The organism is Loigolactobacillus binensis (genome assembly GCF_005405165.1).
GTDB lineage: Bacteria > Bacillota > Bacilli > Lactobacillales > Lactobacillaceae > Loigolactobacillus > Loigolactobacillus binensis.
Window position 1 is genome coordinate 19,329 of the sequence record NZ_BJDN01000020.1, and the last position, 17,203, is coordinate 36,531.

Here is a 17,203-nt window from a genome sequence, read left to right on the forward strand (position 1 = left end):
TTTCACAGAATGGACCGCGCCTTAACTACTGCAGCTTGTTGTTGTGCCTGCTTATCCGCTAAATTCAAGCTCATAACTTCAAAAATAACTAATGGTAACGTTAAAAGCGCCTCAACCCCAAAAATCATCATGGCCAAGCCCTTTACGGACAATTGTGCTTCTTCTAAAATTGCAAGGTCACGTTTCAAAACACTAGTTTGATGTTTGGCCGCCTGTACCACAGTTGCCATATGACCAGCATGCCCGCGTTGGCCCGCACTGCCTGCCTTACCTTTGTTACCTGCATGACCGGCCTTGCCATCATCACCATCACCCACAATTTTAATGCTACTATCCCCTACAGGTGTTTCGGGACAAAACGAGTCTATGGCTACAAATTGTAATCCTAAAAAAATTAAATAAATAAATAAAATATTATGTCGATTCAACCTGATCATTCCCCCAATCGTTCTCTTGTAAGGGTTATCATAACAAATGGACCTAATATTCTACCAATAGATACATGAGAGCCTCCTCATTTTATTTTCATTAAGTCTAGATCTACCGAAGTCGCTAAACCGTTTTTCCTCCTCAAGTCTTTACTTTTATTGCCAAAATATTTGTAGGAAACAAGAACCGAATAAAGGTCTAAACCTAACGATGACGAAGGTAATTATACTGTTACGACTAAAAAAGTAAGTCGGCATAAAAAATTATTAATATTTACGGCTCAAGTGATTGTGCCTGCTTGTTTTGCCTTAAGTCAGTGTGCAGAAACTTTGCAGCTTCTTAGCAACTAATACGAAATTTAATCCGACCACCTTGTCTAAAATCCATCTCCAAACTGTCTCCAAACCTTTTCTTGCGAAAGCGTTAAAAAGCTAGAAAAAAAGCAGACAGTGACCTTTTTTTCTGCTACACTCATAACAGATTTGATTCACGCTAACATTGGAGGAAAATTGAATTATGAGTATGTTGATCGATTTTATCTTGCACATTGATAGCCACTTGGTTACAATCGTCAATACTTTTGGAAACTCAACCTATTTTATTTTATTTGCGATCATTTTTATTGAAACTGGGGCCGTTATTTTACCCTTTCTACCTGGTGATTCGTTATTATTCGCTGCCAGTGCTTTAGCAGCGAATTCCGAATATCATTTAAGTATTGGTCTGTTCATCACCATCTTTTTACTAGCTTGTGTTGGTGGCGATTCCGCTAATTTTTGGATCGGTCACAATGCAGAGCGCATTCTCTCTCGCTATCGATGGTTCCGCCACTTTATCAATGAAGACAGCCTTGCTAAAGGTCAGGCCTTCTTCGATAAACACGGTGCAGTATCAATTATTTTAGCCCGTTTCATGCCGATCATTCGGACCTTTGTTCCTTTTGTTGCCGCTGGTTCCGGCTTCTCTTACCGTCAGTTTATTCGTTATAATTTAATTGCTTGTATTGCGTGGGTCGCGCTTTGTAGTGGCGCTGGTTACTTCTTTGGCAATATTCCTGTAGTCAAAGCTCATTTTTCTGCGATCATTTTAGGTATTATTGTGATCTCATTGATCCCCGCCGTTGTTGGCTTTCTGAAAAGTCGTTTTAGCGCTAAAGCTAAAGCGGCTGATTAATTCAGGCAACAAAAAATCGTTTAGACAATTTAGTCTAAACGATTTTTTAGTTAACTGGCCATTGCGGTGGCTCGTTTTAAGTTGCGTTGCATGTGATAATAGCGGTGATCTCCGATCATCATAGTTCCCACCGTTTCAAATGCATGTCCCTGATATAATCGTTTCGCACTAGGATTAGTAAAATCAACGTTTAAGCCAATCGTTGCCATACCTGTATTTTTAACAAAACGCGGTAAAGCTCGTAACAACTGGCTACCGATCCCGTGACCCTGATAGTTAGGGTCAACGGCAATTGAATCAAGGTACCATTCGTTTTTAAATGCCTCAGGATCCGGCGTTAACGGCTGAGTTTGGAAACTTTTAACGCGCCGGGAAATTTTAGTCAACACAGCATCGACGGTATCTTCGTTTTTATCCGGATAACCGAAGGCCACACCGATAATTTGGTGATTGATTTCGGCCACCACGGTAGTTGCCGCCCCCGACAAGTATGTCGGCGTTCGGTAAGCTGCCCTGATGACCTTCAGTAAGTCACCTTCAGGAACGTCTTCCAATTCATCCAGTTGCATTTCATCATAGATCAAATTGATCAAGGGGGCTATCTGGCCCGCATCATCAGGAGTTGCTTCACGGATTATCACAATAACACTACTTTCTTATTTTTTACTTCCACTACTTCCATCGTAAGTTAAGGATACCTAAACTTTTTTTACTTGTCAAAAAATGTAGGCTTATTTTCGGCCAAATTTTGGTTTAACAAGGTCAAGGCGGCTGTCAACAAATGTGGCTGCGGCTGCGGCTGCGGCGGTGGCACTTGCACTACCAGGCCTTGCTGACGAATAACCTGGGCCGTCGTTGTCCCTAAGGCAACAAAGTGAGGTAGTTGTGGTTGCCGGTAGACTTGCCAAAAACGGCAGAAATTAGAAGGACTGGTGATCAGTGCTTGCTGAATTGAAAGGCCTGCTAGCTTAGTTTGCGCCTCTGCAGCAGCAGTGGTTGACCACTGATTACGGTAGATAGGTAGCAACTTCCAGTTAACCCCACCACTTAAGCGAGTCAAATTACCAACCAAGGCGATGACCCGTTGCTGCGGCCGGCGAATTTGCGCCAAATAAGCAATCAGCGCTTGTTGCTGGGGCTGTGGGGCAATGAGCACCGCTTTACCACAACCGTTCACCTGCTGGCCTATTTTAGCACTGAGCACGACTAAGGTCGCTTGCCGAACCAATTCGGCATAATGGGCCACTAAGCAAGCTGCCGCATACCCACTGGTGAGCACCACGTAGTCTGCCTGCCGCAAAGCCATTTGCGCCTGACCAGTTAATGGACAAAAAATCAGCTCCCGAAACGGATAGTAAATCACTGGCAACTGAGCAGCTAAACGTTGTTGCCAAATTAGTGGGATCTTAGCCTGCGGATACGTGATCAAAATTGCCATTGCAACGCCCCACTTTCATAAAACGTAAACAAAAAGCAGCTATAACTTCCTTAAGTTTAGAAATAATAGCTACACAATGACTTGTAAAAATAACCAAGGATGCCTAGATCACAGTAATTAACTGATCAAGTGTGACTAACAGTCATAAAAGCCTGCTCAAAAGCAGCGATCGTTTGCTCGATTTCAGCATCAGTATGTTTGGTGGAAATAAAGTTAGTTTCAAATTGAGACGGAGCGGTATAAATGCCAGCTTGCAACAAAGCCTTATAAAATTTAGCAAAATAGGCTTGGTCACTTTGTTGGACATCCGCAAAGTTTTCAACTTCATGCTGGTTGAAAAAATAACTCCACATTGTGCCGACATGATGGGTGATAATTGGCACTTGATACTTTTGCGCGGCCGCGTTCAACCCCACCATTAACCGCGTCACTTTTTGGGACATAGCCGCATATAGCTCTTCGTTCAGTTGACTTAATGTACTGATACCACCAGTCATTGCTAAAGGATTGCCTGACAGCGTTCCCGCATGATAAATTGGTCCATCAGGCGTGATCTGATGCATAATTTCACGACGCCCGCCAAAAACACCAACTGGTAAACCGCCACCAACAACTTTGCCTAAGGTAGTTAAATCGGGTGTGATGCCATATAATGACTGCGCACCATGAAAAGCCGCTCGGAACCCTGTCATCACTTCATCAAAGATCAATAAGGCACCGTGTTCACTGGTGACTTGCCGTAAAGTTTGTAAAAAGGACTGTTTCGCCGGGATAACGCCCATATTTCCCGCTACCGGTTCCACGATCACACACGCAATTTCATCCCCATGTGCAGCGAATACCTTTTTAATAGCGGCCTCATCATTGTAGGGTACCGTCAAAGTATCATAGGCTAAGGCTTCTGGTACTCCCGGTGACTTGGTAATGTTAAAGGTAGCTAGACCTGATCCAGCATCAACTAACAATGAATCGCTATGCCCATGATAATTACCAATAAATTTAACGATTTTATCACGCTCAGTGTAGCCACGTGCCAAACGAATCGCACTCATTGTCGCTTCTGTTCCGGAAGAAACCATTCGTAGCATTTCAATGGAAGGCACTAATTGCTGAATCATTTTAGCCAGTTGACTTTCCAACAAAGTCGGTGCACCGTAGCTGGTACCCTGGGTCACCGCTGCCTGTAAGTCGGCCACAACTTTATCATCTGCATGGCCTAGGATCAAAGGTCCCCACGACATCACATAATCAATATAATCGTTGCCATCAAGATCATAAATATGGGCACCCTTCCCGTGATCAATAAAAAGCGGGTCACCACCGACGTTTTTAAAAGCCCGCACTGGACTATTGACGCCGCCGGGCATTAATTGACTTGCCTCAACAAAGGCTTGTTTAGATTTAGTAAAATTATGCATAGGTGCCTCCTTCGTTAAACTAAGCGTGCCGCAACATCCTTGGCGAAATAAGTGATGATCAAATCAGCGCCAGCACGCTTCATACCGGTTAAAATTTCGTTGACGATTTTAGCCTCATCGATCCAACCATTAGCCGCCGCTGCTTTGACCATTGCGTATTCACCAGAAACATTATAAGCGACCAATGGTAAATTAGTTTGCTCACGGACATCCCGTAAAATATCACCAAAGGCCATGGATGGCTTGACCATTACCATATCGGCGCCTTCCTTTTCATCGCTAGCCACTTCACGGAGTGCATCTAACCGGTTGGCTGGATCCATTTGGTACGTTTTACGATCGCCAAAAGCCGGCGCGCTATTAGCGGCATCGCGGAAAGGACCATAAAAACTAGAAGCATATTTAACCGCGTAAGACATGATCGGTGTATTGACTAAACCTGCTTCATCCAAGCCTTGACGAATTGCCGTCACAAAGCCATCCATGGCATTGGAAGGCGCAATGATGTCGGCACCCGCCTGGGCTTGACTGACTGCCGTTTTAGCTAATAATTTTAAAGATTCATCATTCAGAACGTAACCATTTTCGTCAACCACACCACAATGGCCAGTTGCCGTGTATTCACACAGACAAGTATCAGCGATCACGATCAGATCAGGAAAGGCGGCCTTGATCTGGCGTGTGGCCTGTTGCACGATACCATCATCCGCCCAAGCACCTGTACCAACATCATCTTTATGACTAGGCAACCCGAATAAAATAATCGCCTTGATCCCGAGATCTGTGATCGCTTTAATTTCTGCTGAGAGCGTGTCTAGGCCAAATTGATAAACACCAGGCATTGAACTGATCTCTTGCTTACCCTTTAAATCTTCGACCACAAAAACGGGCATGATCAAATCGTCACGGGTCACCCGATTTTCTCGAACTAAATCCCTTAATGCCGCTGTAGTACGTAAACGCCGATGACGATCAAATTGAGTCATACTGATCAAACTTCCTTTTTAATTAATTTTATTTAATATCTAAAGCAGCTAAAGCACCTTGTGCGATCAAAGTTGCTGCCGCAGTTTGGCCTAGTTTAGCGCTTAATGGCCCGCGATTCTCTAGTGGGTACCAAGCCGAGCCATCCGCTGCCGCGATCAGTCCCTTAAACTTATAGTCAAGCGCATTTTGTGTCGCGTAACCACCGATTGGAAAACTGCAACTACCGCCTAAGGTTTTTAAAAACGCCCGTTCGATCTGAACACAGCTGGCAGTAGCCTGATCATTGATCGCCGCTAACAAGGATAACGTGTCCGTATCAGTTTGGCGACACTCCACTGCCATTGCGCCTTGACCTACGGCTGGTAAAATATCCAGTTTTAGGGAGTAGCGATAATAGGGCGTGATCGTTACTGCCAACCGATCCAATCCAGCCTCGGCCAATACGATCCCCGCCAAATTTTCACTAGCAATTTTAGCCAGGCGTGTATCCACGTTACCGCGAATCGGGATGATCTCCAAATCAGGTCGCAAGTGTAATAATTGACCCTTACGCCGCAAACTATTGGTACCGATGCGTGCATGTGCTGGTAAATCGGCCAATGAATGTAACGGCATCACTGTGATCAAGCAATCAAAGGCTGAGGCGCGTTTAGGCACCGCACCAATGGTAAGTCCTGCTGGTAAAGCCGGTGGAACATCCTTTAAACTGTGCACCGCAAAATCAATTTTGTGATCCAATAATTCTTGTTCAATAGCTTTAACAAACACTCCTTTACCGCCAATTTTTTGTAAACTGGCCTGCAAATTACGATCGCCTTCCGTGACGATCGGCTGCAGCCGAAAATTCACCTGGGGAAACTTGATTTGTAGCTGTTGCTGAACCAATTGTGCTTGGCACAAAGCCAGCTTACTTTGCCGGGTGCCAATAATAAATGTCGTCTTCATTTAGCCAACCTCCTTGTTGACGACTTTTTCCGCACCAGTTAATCCAAAAATTTGCTCAAAAAAAGCAATGTCGCTTTCAGCAGCGGCCGTCACTGACAATTCCTTAACCGTTTTGATTGGTTGTTTGATCATCTGATTAACAATGCTTTTCATATGCTTACGAATCACTTTTAGTTCGTGTTCATCCAGTTCAGGCAATTTACGTTGCAAACTAGCTAAGGCTGTTGCTTGAATGTCTAAAGCTGATTCACGTAATTCCTTGATCACTGGTACAATATGTAACTGCTGTTGCCACAGGTAATAGGCTTGTACCGCCGCGGGAATCGCCAGGTTGATTTTTTGGACCAACTGCTGCCGTAGGCCATCATTGGCCTGCACGATCGTCGTTAATTGATCGATATCATAACATGGTAATATTGTAGCCAATGATGTGGATAGCTTTATATTACGCGGAACGCCAAGGTCGATCAATATTAAATCCGCCTGAAAAGAACTTAATGTTTGTTGTACGATAATCGGTTGGGTAGCGGCAGTCGCAGTGATCACCGCATCAGCATGCGCCAAAACAGCCGTCAGATGTGACCATGGTACCGCACTTACTTGCCGGCCAAACTTACTGGCAATATTTTGAGCTTTACTCAAGGTCCGATTAACCAAAATAATTCGACTAAAACCCATGCTATACGCGTTGTCCAGTACCTGTCGTCCCATCACACCCAAGCCAACGATCACTAATTGTTTATTCGTCAATGATTGTAAGTGCGTTTTGATCCGATGCAAACCCGCTTGGCTGGCGGAGGTTGAATGTTCACTGATTTTATATGTGGCATGCATCCGCTTAGCAAAGGTGATCACCGCCTGAAATAAATGATTAAAAATTGCCCCAGTAGTACCATTAGCCTGTGCAGTAAAAAAAGCACGCTTCACCTGGCCTAGAATTTGTGCTTCACCAACGAGCAGCGACTCCAAGCCACTGGCAACACGAAACAAATGGGTCACCGCCGCGGCTTGTTCTTCAAACTTAACATAGGTATTGATCGTTGCTAGCTCAACATTGAACCAGTTGGCTAAAAAACGTTTTAAATAGTAACGACCAGTGTGAAGCTGATCGACGACCGCATAAATTTCTGTTCGATTACAGGTTGATAAAATCACATTTTCAAGGACACTTTTTTCTTGATTTAATTGCTGATCTGCTTGGACCAATTCTTGGGTCGTAAAGGTGAATTGTTCTCGTAACGCCAATGGCAGGCGTTGATAATCTAAATTAAGATAAATAATATACATCAGTCACGTTCACTCCTTTCCCTTTGCCAGGGTTGCGCAATTAACCAAAGCAGTAAAAGTTGCCGAATTCGTTTAGCCAGCTTAGGGGCCCGCCCACCAGTTGAAATAGCCACTGTGACCTGACCACTTTTTGCAACCGCCATATTATAAAAATCAGACTGTGTTTTATCACCAGTATTGTTGACCCATTGACCAGCATGAACTGCCTGGCTAATTGCTGTATTAATGGTCGGATCGTCTGTGCAGGCAAAAATCAAATTGGCGTGATTTAAATCACTGGGGTGGTAGGCACGGGCGACCCAATTGATCTGTTGAAGATCAATTTGAGCACTTAATGTTGGACTGATCACTGTGATCACCGCTCCAGTTGCCTGCAGTGTTCTGATCTTGCGCGCAGCAATGTTACCCCCACCTACTATTAACACTGCCTTTCCTTTTAAATTAAGCATCACTGGATACATTATCGTTCACCACTTTTAACCTGCTTATCTAGCTTATCGTTAGTTTAGCATATTTTTGGAAGCTGACCTTAGCCGTTAGTTGCCCGCCATAAAGCCAAAGCCAACTCCTTTTTAGTACTTTTTAGTTGCTCACTGCCGCAGCCAGTTGGTAAGCGTCGTTAATAATGCCGCATAACTAGGCTGACTAGTATAAACACGCTGAACGCCTTGAGCTAACAATGCTGCTGTCACTTGCTCGCCAAATGCAAAACTAGGCAAGTCCCGTAATTGCTGACGCTGGCTGGGAGCAACACTATTAAATAAATCATTCACCGCTTGGGTACTGGTAAAAATAGCGACCTGATATTGGCGCGGCCGAAGCTGATTTTGCCGTAGTAATACGTGGCGATACAACGATAACCAGGTAGCGCCGTCAACCGCAAGTGCCGGCTTGGTATCGGCCGCTCCTAAAAATAAGGCACCCGGATCCGTTAACGCCAATTCGATTTGCCTGATCTGCGCATCAACTAGCAAGCCTAAATGCCGTAAACCAACCGCCACACGCTGGGTGGTTACCACTAATCGTAACGCCGCCAATACCCGTAAATCTAATTTAGCCGCCAATAACTGTGCTTTGAATTGTGTAAAAGCTACCATATCCGTCACAACTAAAGTTTGATACCGCTGAAGATTCGGTAAGACAATGGGTAAAAATTGTACCGTGCTGCGATTAAAATGATCAACAAAGGCCCCTTGATCCCGTAATAACGTCGTCAAAGTCGTGGACTGCGCTGCCGGAATCAAAAGATGCTTACCCGTCAGTGGCGTGTTTGGCGGCTGTAATGCTGATCGCAGTTTAACCACAGCTCCGACCACGATCAAACTTGGTGCGCCTAGCTTTTGCTGCCGGACAACATTAATGATCGTAGCTAAAGTCGCCGTTACCACCCGCTGGTTCCACTGGGTTGCCCACTGGATAACTGCAACAGGTGTCGTGGCGGCTTTGCCATGTTGGCGTAATTTTGCCACGATCTGGTGCAACTGGCTCATTCCCATTAGAAAAACTAAGGTTCCTTCTTGTGCCGCAATATTGGCCCAATCTAAGGCGGTGTTGCCACTTTGGCGGTGGCCAGTGATCACATGAAAACTAGCGGCATAATCACGGTGAGTGATCGGAATTCCGGCAGCAGCTAAGCCAGCCAACGCGCTGGTCAGTCCGGGAACAACTTCAAAGGTGATTCCGGCAGCAGCTAAGTGTTGTCCTTCTTCACCACCACGACCAAAAACATACGGATCACCAGCCTTCAGACGGACGACGCGCTTATTTTGTTGGGCGTAGTCGATCAATAACTGCTCGATCTGCCCTTGTTTGACTTTATGAAAATAAGGCAGCTTACCAACATCGATCAATTGTGCCTGACTGGCTAACCGCAATAATTCCGGTGCAACTAAGCGATCATAAAAAACAACGTCGGCTTCTTTTAAGCGCCGCTCGCCTAATCGCGTCAAATACTCTGGATCACCTGGACCAGCGCCCACTAATGAAACCAAGCCGCTCATATTCATCATCGCCTTATCTTTTTCAAACTAAATACAGTTGGCCTACTTGAATTTGCAGCTAACTGATACTTAAACCGACATATCGACTGCCATTAAACGTTCTAAGATGCCGTGTTTAACTGCCCCTTGATTTTCCAAGGTTGGTAAGAAAATAGCCGTTGGTACTTGTTGTTGGACCGCCTGTTTAATTTTACCGGCGATTCGTCCATCGGTTAAAAATAAGCGTTGTACGATCAACGGCCCAACATCTGCGGTTAAATAGTCAGTAAACCGGTGGTGCCCAATATAACTAGCGGCCGTAACCTTTACTTGCAATTCATTTTGTAAACGTCCAGCTAATGCTTGCAGCTGTTGATAAGGTTCCGCAAAATGCGGTGTCCCGTGAGCGATCAATAAAATCGACCGCCCCGGATTAGCATTGATCGCCCCAGTCAACTGGTGTTGTAGAAAAGTATAAACGGCCGCCGTAGTTGCCAGCGGCTTAACGACCGTCAGCGTCACTTCCGGTTGCTTAATTACTTGCAAGCGCTGCGGAATATCTTGGCGCACATGGGTCGCCGCAAATAATAAAACCGGCACCACGATCACTTGTTGTACCTGTTGTTGGAGGCTGACAAAGCTAGCCTCCAATGTTTGTTGCTGACCTTCTAAAAAGCCAACTGCCTGGGGCTGTGCCAAAGTCTGCATTAATTCACGTAATAAATTTAAATTTGCCTGTGGTACTTTATTTCGTCGTCCGTGTAACACATATAAAATTCCCTGAGTCAAAATGGCACCACCTTTTTTAGCATTTAAATAATTCAGTAGTCGCCTAAGCCGCTATTTGCTGGGTCAATTGGCGAGCAAAGCGTTTAATTTCTTGTGTTGCTGCAGCATCCGGTGCCAATTCAATTTTTAAACTGGGAACTGCTAATTGTGCACCATCTTCCTGGCACTGATCAGTTAAAACATCGACAGCACGACAAAAATCGGCGTAAGTTGTGTCACCAGTCCCTAAAACCGCTACTGGTATATCAGTAAGATCAAAATCGGTAAGGTCGTCATAAAAATCTAAAATACCGTCAGGCAACTGGCCATCCTCATCCGTAAAGCTGGCTAACACATAAGCATCGGCGTCATTGAAAAAATCAGCTACTTCAATACCATCCTCACTGTCAAAAACTTCAACTTGTGCGGCGAGCGCCGTTAAAGCGGCGCTTAAAACCGCCACTGCCTCCTGAGTATTACCAGTCAAACTAGTATAAATTATTTTAATTTTCATTTTAAGGCTCCTTTATTTTACACACTTTGCGCCAAGTAATGATCTAAAATTGCTTGAAAATGGGCAACCCCAAGCCGCTGAAAATAGGCATAGTAAGTTTCTGCTTTTAATTGTTGGTCTTGATAATCAACTAATAAAGCCGCTAAAGCGCCATACAGTTGATCGGTAAAAATGTGACCTTTTAAAGTCTCAGTAAAATGACCACCAGCTAACAGGCTCCCACCGACAGCGATTTTGAAGGCTTCCGCTCGCTGCCCGGTTTTAGTTTTGGCCGCAGTTCCTTCGATACCGATATCAGCAATGCTTCGATGCGCACAACCGTTGCCACAGCCAGTTAACGTAATATGTACTGGCTGGCTAAAACTAAATTGCTTATCCAGGCGTTTAAGCAACGGGGCAAAAATTTCTTTCGTATGGGTGTAAGCTAAATTACAATATTCGGCACCGGTACAAGTCGTCCCAAAGTCCACTAAATTATGGGGCCGGTAAGAAAACTTTTTAAAGATTGGCGCTGCTTTAACAGCGGCTAAGTCAGCGGTAGCAACATAAGGGATGATCAAATTTTGGCCATGATCAAAGCGAAGCTCGTCACGCCCGTATTGCGCAGCTAGATCAATAAAGGCACTAAAATCAGTACCACTTAAGCGACCTGCGGGAATGCTGACGCCAACATAGTAATAGCCGGATTGACGTTGCTTATGAATGCCTAAGGCTGTACCATTCGACCAACCGATCACCGCACTTTCACCAGCAGTGGCTAAATTAGGTACTTTTTCCCGTAATTTAGTTTCAAATTCAGCGACACCCCAATCTTGAATCAAAAACTTAAGCCGTGCTTTCGTTCGGCTACGACGATAGCCATTATCCCGGTACAATTGAACCACCGCTTCGGCCACCTGCACAACTTGGGAACGGGTGACAAAAACATTCAGTCCCAATCCTAGATACGGGCGCATGCCCAGACCACCACCGACCTTAAGATTAAAGCCCTTGATCTTGCGACCATTAACTCTTTTGATTGCTGGAATAAAGGCTAGATCATTGATTTCAGCGTTACCAGCATTATAAATATTACTGTTGATCGAGATCTTGAATTTGCGCGGTAAATTCGAATAATCACGATTACCTTGAAATAGTCGATGGACGCGCCGAACCGCGGGCCGGGTGTCGAATAGTTCATCGGGATCAATACCGGCCAGCGGATTAGCGATCACATTCCGTGTGATATCGCCTTCTGCTCCTTGGGTAGTCAGGCCAACCGCATTGATACCAGCAAAAATTTGCGGTAATTTGTCAAAGGGAATCCAGTGGTACTGCACTGCCTGGCGCGTCGTTAAATCAAGATAGCCGTGCCCATATTCTTCAGCAATCGTCGCTAAATGGCGTGCTTGTTGCAGATTGATAATGCCACCAGGAATTTTGACCCGCATCATAAAGTTGCCTTGTTCTTGCGGCTTTTGTACAGTCAGACCGGCAAACTTGAAGTACATATAATAACTTTTATCGATCGCAGCAAAAGGCTGCTTGATCAACTCAGGTAAATCACGAAAAACATCTAATCCATCTTCTTTTAATTTACTTTGTTCATTTTTATTGAGTTTAGCTGCCGCCCACGTTACTTGATAACTCATAATTAAGCCCCCTAGATATCTTCGATCACAATTTGATGGTAGGCATTAAAGTCCAGCCATTTCTGATAGAATGTTGTTTTCGTTTTATCGTTTAAACTCTCTCGCTCCGTTAAATACGCCTTTAGATCCGCCGGTGCAGTTAAATTAAGTTGTGCCCCGCGTGAATCTACCACTGGAAGTTGCACGCGAAAATCAGTCAGCGCCTGACTTCCAGAAAAACGACCAGCTTTAACGGTCAAAACCCGATCCTGCTCGGCCAATAAAATTGCAAAATCAGTGGGATAAGCATAGCCAGATCCTTTAAGGGGTAATTCAGCGCCAATTTGATAATGACCTTGATACTCGTGGGTCACCACTTGACCACCGGCGGTTAAGCAATACTGATCAAACAAATTAAGTTGATAATCTTGCCCATCCGTACTGAAAATTGCCCCATCTAGCTGGGTATCGCCCTGATAATGCTCGGTGATCGTCCCACCACCAGCTACGTCATAGCCATCAACGATCACGAAACGTCCAGTAACTTGTTGCTGCGTAAATAAATCATAGACTAGCGGCGTTTCAGTTTGAAAAACAACTTCAGCAACATCATTTAATTGAACTTTAGTTGCGTCCTCCCGGGTAGCTAACGTGCTGGAATCAGTCACCTTCAAAACTTTTAGTACCCGGGCGATCACTTGTTGCGTCGCGATTTTTAATTTATACCGTTGGCCGGTGACTAGCGGTGCTTGGCCCATCCAAAATAAATTGGTTTGAACAACGTTAGTCACCGTTGGCTGCTGTTGATCGCTACTGCGCGTGATGATCTCCCCGCGTTGGTTAAAAAATTCATCCTGTAATTGAATCCCCACCGATTGGCCAACACTCGCTTCAACCTTCGCGTCCCGGGACGCCCAATTGGCAAATTCAGTGACCACTGTTTCACGACCACTGGGATAAAGCTTGATCTTATCATCAACTTGCAGCTCACCAGCTTCGATTCGCCCAGCAATAATCCGCCGTTGATCAAATTTAAAGACGTCTTGAATCGGCAAGCGTAGCGGTTGATCACTGGATGTTGGCTTAGCCTTAATACTATCTAAAGTGGCAATAAAGCTTTTACCGGTATACCAAGGCATTTTTGCGGAATGTTGTACCAAATTTTCACCGTAATAAGCCGAAACTGGCAAAAAACCTGCAGCTTGTAACTGCAATGTGGCCAAGAAAGCAGCAACTTCCGCCTTTACAGCCACAAAACGTGTTTGTTCGTAATCCACCAGATCCATCTTATTAATCAAAACATAAATTTGCCGGATTCCTAATAAGCGTAAAATATAAGCATGACGTTTAGTTTGTTCCTCTACTCCCCGCGCAGCATCCACGATCAAAAATGCCACCTCAGCATCTGAGGCACCAGAAATCATATTTTTTAAGAACTCTTTATGCCCTGGTGCATCAATGATCACGTACTCCCGGCTGGCCGTGTGGAATTTTAGTTGGGTCGTATCAATGGTGATGCCCTGTTTTTGTTCTTCTTCAAACGCATCAAGTAAATAGGCATATTCAAACGGTTTGCCAGTTTCTTGAGCGATCCGTTTGACCTTATCAACGGTCCCTTCTGGTAAAGCCTTGGTGTCATAAAGTAAGCGGCCAATAACGGTTGATTTACCATGATCAACATGACCAACCATGACAATGTGTAATTCTGAATTTTCCATAAGATCCTCCTTGTAAGTTACTTATGCTACTGGCATGGTGCTTATTTAGGCACAGTTTACATGTAGCCAGACTGCCGTAACTTTTGCATTGCGTAGGCATCTTCCTGATCTTGTGCCCGCCCGGCTCGTTCACTGATCTTAGTTTGTTTCAACTCAGCAATGATCTCACTAACAGTACTAGCATCAGAGTCAATGGTTCCGGTGCAAGGGGCACATCCTAAACTGCGGTAACGGTGATGATTTTTAGCAAAATATAGATCAATGATCGGAATCCCTTCGCGTTGGATATATTCCCAAATATCTAATTCCGTCCAGTGCAATAATGGATGCACCCGAATGTGGTTACCCTTAGGAAAATCAGTTTTAAATTCATCCCATAATTCTGGTGGTTGATTCGTATAATCCCATTTATCTTGTTGGTTACGCTCAGAGAAGATCCGTTCCTTGGAGCGGGAACCTTCTTCGTCTTGGCGCACGCCAACGATCAAACCATCAAAACTGTATTTTTTCACCACTTGGTTCAAAGCTACGGTTTTTAGTGCGCCACAGCACATTAAACGGCCTAACTTGGGATTCATACCCTGATCAACAGCATCTTGGTTGGTATAAACAATTAAATCCAAACCTAATTCAGCAGCTACCCGATCGCGATAGGCCAAAACCTCTGGCATTTCAAAACTAGTATCCACGTGAATAAACGGAAATGGTGTATGCCCATAAAAGGCTTTGCGCACCAACCACAATAAAACTGTTGAATCTTTGCCGATCGACCATAAGAGGCCTAATTTACCGAGATTTTTATATGCTTCGCGAAAAATATAAATGCTTTCAGCTTCTAATTCATCTAAATGATCCATAGCTTTTTAACTCCTTCTTTATTTTCTAGAGCGGGTCTTAAAATAGATTTTGAACACTAATATAATAGACACGAGTTGCTTAATATTTATTGGCGTTACGCCGATCAATATCAATTTCCTGGGTGATACGGTCTTGATCGTAAATTGACCAGTGAATCACTGCCCGCTCTGGCTTAGCCACTAAGGCGCCACCATTGCCCCCAATATCAGCGCCTAAATAAAACTTAATTGCTTGAACGGGACACACTTTGATACAAGAAATGCAACCCCAGCATTCATCGGGATACTTCATTTCAGCTTTACGATTCTTGCCTTCACCCACCATTTGAATCAAGTTACCGGGACAAATATCGACACAGCGCCCACAACCAATACACAGATCACGATCAATTTTGATGCTCATAGCGCTGCCTCCTTTTAACCAACTCACGGAAAATAATTTGAATCTTGCCAGCGCGATAAATTGAATTAACATATTTATCAAATCGCGGATCCTGTTGAGGATAATCTAAGTTCTCGGCAAAACTATGCCACCTAGTCTCTTTACGCGCTGCTAAGTGAGCGATCACACATTGACAAATCAGCAAGCGTTCACGCACTTCGTACAAGCTCATCAGTTCGTGCATATCATTGGCCGCCATTTGTTCGCTCAACTGTTGCAACTGCGCGATTTTTTGTTGCGCCAAAACTAATTGCTGGCCGTTATATTCATAATGTGTTGTGATCCCACCCGCATAACTATCCATCACTTTTTGCATAGCCTCTTCAAGTTCACGAACTTTATAGATGCTGTTGTCGCGCTGTAAATAACGCTGCGCTTGTTGTAAAATAACCGCGATCTGTGTGGCAATCACTGGTGGCTCTGATATATTAATCTGCTGCAATCGTTTGACTGCCGCTTCAGCAGCAATCTCACCTTCAGCTAAAGCGCCAGTAACGTATTTTTGCGGTGCACCACCGGCCACATCCCCAGCCGCAAACAGTCCATGAATCGTGGTTTCACGCTCAGTACTGACCCAGTAACCACTAGCCGCGTGCCCACCGACAATATACGGTTCAGTGCCTTCGATCTCCACATTTTGCTGACGCGGTCCCCGTTTAGCTTCCAACCACTTCAAGGTTTGTGCTGGCGCCATATTTAGATAAGCATGATATAGATCTTGCTCTTGCGCCGGCGTGATCTGATCAGTTTGCAAATAACACGGCCCGCGACCAGCTTGCATTTCTTGAACGGTGCCGTAAACGCGTTCCGCTGTGCGTAGGCCATATTTTTGTTCATAAACTTCACCTAGAGCATTGATCTGCTTGGCACCGACACCTTGAGCAATAGTGCCAACAGGCGCGATCGTGTCCTTACACCGCAACGCGATAAACCGCATTTCAAACGTAGTCATTTCCGCACCAGCCCGCAACCCCATAGCGTAACCAGCACCGGTATTAAATGGTGGGTACCACATTTTATGTTTAGAAAAGCCAGGATTGTTAGGCCGATATAGGCCACTGGCACCGCCAGTAGCAATAATAACGGCATTAGCGTGAAATACATACGCTTCCGCTGCAGTGGTGCTGAACCCAACTGCACCATAAATCTGTTGGCCGGCCACTAAGTAATCAACGACATTAACGTGGTTGATTACCTTAATTTGGTGGTGTTTACGCACGGCACGAGCCAATAGTGGCTTAATATTTTCACCGTTGATTTTAAGGTTACGATCACCGCGGGTTACATAATCCCCATTGGCATCTTTTAAGATCACTAATCCCATTTTCTCTAACTCGGCGGTCACGTGATTCAACCGTTGACTCAAGGTCAACAACAAATCCTCCCGGACGATCCCAGCGGCATCATTTTTAGCATAATCAACATAAAAATCTGGCGTTTTGCCTTTGGTAATGTACGCATTTAAAGCATTGACGCCGGCCGCTAAACACCCACTGCGCCGAATATCAGCTTTTTCAACGACTGTGATCCGCAAATTAGGGTCAAGTTGCGCGGCGTGCCAAGCGGCATAACAACCTGCAGTGCCACCACCAATCACCAGTAGATCAGTTGTAATTACTTTTTGTTCCACAATTGTCA

General features: G+C 44.8%; 17 protein-coding genes. 1 reads left to right on the top strand and 16 read right to left on the bottom strand.

All coding sequences use genetic code 11. The features are described from left to right. Nucleotides 1–2 precede the first annotated feature (2 nt). Nucleotides 3–428, bottom strand: a complete 426-nt coding sequence (locus tag FFM78_RS09530) for a hypothetical protein (protein WP_137638210.1) — start codon at nucleotides 426–428, stop codon at nucleotides 3–5. Nucleotides 429–945: 517 nt separating this feature from the next. Between FFM78_RS09530 and FFM78_RS09535 the strand changes: the two genes are divergently transcribed. After that, nucleotides 946–1,602, top strand: a complete 657-nt coding sequence (locus FFM78_RS09535; RefSeq protein WP_137638211.1) for a VTT domain-containing protein — start codon at nucleotides 946–948, stop codon at nucleotides 1,600–1,602. Nucleotides 1,603–1,652: 50 nt separating this feature from the next. On the opposite strand, the gene FFM78_RS09540 is transcribed toward FFM78_RS09535, so the two are convergent. The 15 genes from FFM78_RS09540 to FFM78_RS09610 all read right to left on the bottom strand — a co-directional run bounded on the left by FFM78_RS09540 (nucleotide 1,653) and on the right by FFM78_RS09610 (nucleotide 17,195). Continuing rightward, complete coding sequence (locus FFM78_RS09540; RefSeq protein ID WP_171001871.1) at nucleotides 1,653–2,246, bottom strand: GNAT family N-acetyltransferase; 594 nt, start codon at nucleotides 2,244–2,246, stop codon at nucleotides 1,653–1,655. A gap of 65 nt (nucleotides 2,247–2,311) precedes the next feature. Next, entirely contained in the window at nucleotides 2,312–3,040 is a 729-nt protein-coding gene (locus FFM78_RS09545) for a uroporphyrinogen-III synthase (protein ID WP_137638212.1), read from the bottom strand. 125 nt (nucleotides 3,041–3,165) lie between these two features. Then, on the bottom strand, nucleotides 3,166–4,458 hold the full coding sequence (gene hemL, locus FFM78_RS09550; protein WP_137638213.1) for a glutamate-1-semialdehyde 2,1-aminomutase: 1,293 nt from the start codon (nucleotides 4,456–4,458) through the stop codon (nucleotides 3,166–3,168). Between the two features lie 14 nt (nucleotides 4,459–4,472). Continuing rightward, the gene (gene hemB, locus FFM78_RS09555; RefSeq protein ID WP_137638214.1) at nucleotides 4,473–5,444 is read right to left on the bottom strand and encodes a porphobilinogen synthase; all 972 of its coding nucleotides are present in this window, start codon (nucleotides 5,442–5,444) and stop codon (nucleotides 4,473–4,475) included. A 28-nt stretch (nucleotides 5,445–5,472) separates the two neighbouring features. Next, the gene (gene hemC / locus FFM78_RS09560; protein ID WP_137638215.1) at nucleotides 5,473–6,390 is read right to left on the bottom strand and encodes a hydroxymethylbilane synthase; all 918 of its coding nucleotides are present in this window, start codon (nucleotides 6,388–6,390) and stop codon (nucleotides 5,473–5,475) included. Beyond that, nucleotides 6,391–7,677: a glutamyl-tRNA reductase gene (hemA, locus tag FFM78_RS09565; protein ID WP_137638216.1), complete on the bottom strand. Its 1,287-nt coding sequence runs from the start codon at nucleotides 7,675–7,677 to the stop codon at nucleotides 6,391–6,393. Continuing rightward, nucleotides 7,677–8,138, bottom strand: a complete 462-nt coding sequence (locus FFM78_RS09570) for a precorrin-2 dehydrogenase/sirohydrochlorin ferrochelatase family protein (RefSeq protein ID WP_137638217.1) — start codon at nucleotides 8,136–8,138, stop codon at nucleotides 7,677–7,679. Before FFM78_RS09570 ends, hemA begins: the two co-directional genes overlap by 1 nt. Nucleotides 8,139–8,267: 129 nt before the next feature. Beyond that, entirely contained in the window at nucleotides 8,268–9,677 is a 1,410-nt protein-coding gene (cobA, locus tag FFM78_RS09575; protein WP_137638218.1) for a uroporphyrinogen-III C-methyltransferase, read from the bottom strand. Between the two features lie 69 nt (nucleotides 9,678–9,746). After that, complete coding sequence (locus FFM78_RS09580) at nucleotides 9,747–10,445, bottom strand: sirohydrochlorin chelatase (protein WP_137638219.1); 699 nt, start codon at nucleotides 10,443–10,445, stop codon at nucleotides 9,747–9,749. Nucleotides 10,446–10,488: 43 nt separating this feature from the next. Further along, on the bottom strand, nucleotides 10,489–10,938 hold the full coding sequence (locus FFM78_RS09585; RefSeq protein ID WP_137638220.1) for a flavodoxin domain-containing protein: 450 nt from the start codon (nucleotides 10,936–10,938) through the stop codon (nucleotides 10,489–10,491). A gap of 17 nt (nucleotides 10,939–10,955) precedes the next feature. Continuing rightward, entirely contained in the window at nucleotides 10,956–12,569 is a 1,614-nt protein-coding gene (locus tag FFM78_RS09590) for a nitrite/sulfite reductase (protein WP_137638221.1), read from the bottom strand. An 11-nt stretch (nucleotides 12,570–12,580) separates the two neighbouring features. After that, entirely contained in the window at nucleotides 12,581–14,266 is a 1,686-nt protein-coding gene (locus FFM78_RS09595) for a sulfate adenylyltransferase subunit 1 (protein WP_137638222.1), read from the bottom strand. A 56-nt stretch (nucleotides 14,267–14,322) separates the two neighbouring features. Continuing rightward, nucleotides 14,323–15,123, bottom strand: coding sequence for a sulfate adenylyltransferase subunit CysD (cysD, locus tag FFM78_RS09600; RefSeq protein ID WP_137638223.1), 801 nt, complete (start codon nucleotides 15,121–15,123; stop codon nucleotides 14,323–14,325). Nucleotides 15,124–15,202: 79 nt separating this feature from the next. After that, nucleotides 15,203–15,526 (bottom strand): 4Fe-4S dicluster domain-containing protein, encoded by a 324-nt coding sequence (locus FFM78_RS09605; protein ID WP_137638224.1) that lies wholly within the window; start codon nucleotides 15,524–15,526, stop codon nucleotides 15,203–15,205. Continuing rightward, nucleotides 15,510–17,195, bottom strand: coding sequence for an adenylyl-sulfate reductase subunit alpha (locus FFM78_RS09610; RefSeq protein WP_263390752.1), 1,686 nt, complete (start codon nucleotides 17,193–17,195; stop codon nucleotides 15,510–15,512). Before FFM78_RS09610 ends, FFM78_RS09605 begins: the two co-directional genes overlap by 17 nt. Nucleotides 17,196–17,203: the final 8 nt, after the last annotated feature.